The organism is Burkholderia sp. Bp8963 (genome assembly GCF_003854275.1).
Classification (GTDB): Bacteria; Pseudomonadota; Gammaproteobacteria; order Burkholderiales; family Burkholderiaceae; genus Burkholderia.
The window spans coordinates 1-3,257 of the sequence record NZ_QTQP01000115.1 but is presented as its reverse complement, the minus strand read 5'-3'; the positions used below and the strand labels follow the sequence as shown (position 1 = coordinate 3,257).

General features: G+C 55.8%; 4 protein-coding genes. 3 read left to right on the top strand and 1 reads right to left on the bottom strand.

Going from position 1 to position 3,257, the window contains the following annotated elements:
• Positions 1-231 (top strand): hypothetical protein (locus DID96_RS38730; RefSeq protein WP_221624641.1); only part of this gene is annotated, 231 nt, incomplete at its 5' end.
• A 26-nt stretch (positions 232-257) separates the two neighbouring features.
• Complete coding sequence (locus DID96_RS37390; RefSeq protein WP_124604301.1) at positions 258-1,898, top strand: hypothetical protein; 1,641 nt, start codon at positions 258-260, stop codon at positions 1,896-1,898.
• 279 nt (positions 1,899-2,177) lie between these two features.
• Here DID96_RS37390 and DID96_RS39335 read toward each other — a convergent pair whose 3' ends face one another.
• Positions 2,178-2,273 (bottom strand): S24 family peptidase, encoded by a 96-nt coding sequence (locus DID96_RS39335; RefSeq protein ID WP_260464174.1) that lies wholly within the window; start codon positions 2,271-2,273, stop codon positions 2,178-2,180.
• A 572-nt stretch (positions 2,274-2,845) separates the two neighbouring features.
• On the opposite strand from DID96_RS39335, the gene DID96_RS37380 reads away from it, so the two are divergent.
• Positions 2,846-3,121, top strand: a complete 276-nt coding sequence (locus DID96_RS37380) for a DUF2442 domain-containing protein (protein ID WP_260464173.1) — start codon at positions 2,846-2,848, stop codon at positions 3,119-3,121.
• The last annotated feature ends 136 nt before the right edge of the window (positions 3,122-3,257 follow it).

Below are 3,257 nucleotides of genomic sequence, written 5' to 3'. Positions count from 1 at the left end.
CAGCGATCGCAGTTCCTGTCGTTCTTTATTCGCCAGCTTCACTGGCGTTGCATGTCGGCCTCGGCTCATCCAGACATGATAACCGAGGCAGTTATTTATTCAATCTATTTACGGGATGTTGTACTAGGTGCGGGGATTCACCTTAAGGAGATTTCGTCCTCTCAATGCACGCTTCCCCTGCCGGCCAAAATTGATGCCCGACTGCAAATAAAACCCGTATCTATAGATTGAGTTCTAGACACACCTACTTTTCCTAGATGAAAGCACATCAAGCTGATGCAACACTGAATCAAGTCGACCGGGCCTTTTACTATGCCATTCGCCTCGTTGCCAAAATGGAAGAATCCTCCGCCCCGGATGGTCTCATTTATGTTCCAGAGGTCGTCGTTTGGGCGGTCGAACGACTAAAGCCCGGCCTCATCGTTCCGCTTCGCGACAATGGCGAACTGGACGACCTTATCAACCTTTTGCGCCTATACGGTTCTCTACGACCCGTCGCCGAGTCGATAAGGCTCCGTACATTCTTCGCCGCGTGCGAAGAATGTGGCATTCTCGGCGAGGATTCCGGTTATCTAACCCCAGAGGACATGCTTTACGCTCTCCGGAGCGGAGATTGGGCGTGCGACGACCTCGCCGCGCGCGACAGTATCGAGCGTGCTCTCGTCCGCGTGATGCAGCGAAGCGGGGACACCGACTCGTCATCTCAAACTCATTCCATCGTCCGAAACTGGCTTTCTGAAGCTCGTCAACGGAATGCACTGACCGCTCCGGACCTGCACGCCTCAGACGCGCTTGACCCCCAACTATCCCCCGTCCTTTCTGAAGCGCTGAACCATGCTCGACACGAACTGACGCTATGCGATAGCGGCAGCGATTCTCAATTCTGGTCCAGGATTTACACCTCTGTTTTGGGCGACTGGCTGCAAACTGATATGCCCGAAGTCGCTCGCGAGATTCTGGAGACCGAACTGGTGTCCGAGTATTTTGGGAGCCTTTGGGCGTATGTGTGCCAAATGCGACGGGTGGAACGCGTGTGGAACGGCCTGAGCTATCCGCTTCGAACACTTCTGCTCCGCGCACGCGATGAAGATGCAGCCGACCGCCTCATCGCGCAGGTCGTACGGGCTCACGGAATGGATGAATCAGAGGTATCCGCGTGGACGACGCGCATCTGGAACATGGTCAAACGTCGGGGCCTGTACGAGGGGCCAAACTTCAATGAGCCTCACCTTTCTAACGAGTCGAATGCAGTCATCGATTCTATTCGCAGAGACTCAAATAGTTTTAGTACCTGCTACGTGATAGATTCCGACGAACTTCCCTCGAACTTGCGTGGGCTGACCGATGAGCGGCGGACCCTCGTCGTTCGCCTTCCCGAGCCTTGGCTGCAAGTTGAAAACGCTCTCGCGAGCGAGACAGCGCTCGAGTGCTTCTTTTCGACGCATGCGGGCACCGGACACGTTCGACTCGAGCTCGCAGTAAGCCGTGCATTCTGGTGCGACTACCACCACCTGTGGCCAATCATGTTTGGATTCCGACGCTCCGTCCCTGTGCTATACGTGTTCGACAAAAAAAATATCTTCGTTTCACACCGTTTCGACCATTTCACGGCCCTTCATCAGGTTGCGCAAACCCCGCATAAGCACAGACTGTCGATTACCATCGATGATGGTGAATGGAAGCAGGACGTCTTTGCCTCCCGCCTTCCCATCGAGCTACCGAATGGTACTCGGATAAAACCATCGCTGCTCACGAGTCTGCTCGACCGTACGACGCACATAGACAGGTGCGGTCTCAGAGAGGCATACCTGAAAAAAAATCCAGACGCCGCGCTAAGCCCCGAAGAACGGCGGATTCGGAGCCGTCTCGGGTCAAGCGAACAAGTGCAGACAAACTAGTTCTATGTCGTGGGTTTACGGGCTACGACTTCCTGGCAGTGACTCCCTTTTTCGTTGGTACGAACTGGGCCACCGCGCCTTGCAGGCGCGCTTTCTCGAAGAACGGGGAAAGCCGGGCTAGGCCTGCCCAGCGAGCCCTTGGGAGGGACGGGCTGGAAGTCCGGATTGGCAGGCTCGAGACCAGATGACACCGCTCCTGCCGATTCGCAAGGTCTTGACGGCCATTTCGTCGTCCACCACCGCGACAACAATGTCACCAGGCTTTGTCGGGCGGTTCTTTTAGACCACTACGAGGTCGCCGTCGAGCAGACCTGCCTCCCGCATCGATTCTCCTCGTACGCGACAAATGACTGTGCGGTTCGGGTCGTCGACCAAATAGTCGCCAATGGTCAGGAGCTCCGGCTACTCCCGACCTTCAGGCTGCAGCAACCCGGTCCGTACTGACCCGATGACGGGGCGGGCGAAGAAGCGACGCGTGGGGGCAATCCGGCCCTCCACACGCTCTAGGAAGCCGGCCTCAACCAGTCGGTTGACCATCGCGAATACGCGCCTCGTGCTCGTTAGGCCGACGACATCACAAAGCCATGCTCGGGAACGCTTGGTTCTGTTTCCAGTAAGTTCGCGAGGTGCTGGCCATCACCCATCGTTCACCCCATCGAATGCTCATTCGATGACATGCAGGCCCGTCAACGGCTCAAATGCGGTGCAGACCACATCCCGTCCGATCGCAGAAAATCACCCTAACCCATTGATTTTTAACGATTGGCCGTGTAATTTGCGATTTCGCGATTTACACGGCCAATACGGCAAGCCAGTCGCACGTCGTAGGCGTGGCACGTATCATAAAGCGATGGGTTTAGGCCAACGGAACGTCGAACTTATGGGAAATAGTCTGATGTTTCGCGAAGTCGTCAGTCAGGCAGCAGGCACACGAGGCACGACGTGAAATGGTGACCGAGCATAAAGGCTCATTGGGCAGACCCGTAATGACTTCTTCCGCGACGGCAGTTGCGTATGATGACAGGAGCTTCGTCGTCACGCTGGCGGATGGCCGAGAACTACGTGTCCCGTTATCCTGGTTTCCGGTGCTTGAGTCGGCATCTGCCGATCAGCGCGCCCGTGTACGTATCTCGCGTTTCGGACAGGGGCTGCATTGGGATGAACTGGATGAGGATCTCAGTGTCGAGAATTTGCTTCGAGGTCAAGGTGATCTGACGGTGTGACGCTTACATGAGCCTGTCAGTTTTTTCGTGTGCCGAGGTCATGAGACGATAACGGAAATAACGTCTATGACCGATGCAACCGTGACCAAGAAGAGCAAGAACCCGAAGGCGCCGAAGCTGTTCCCCGATGAGCTGA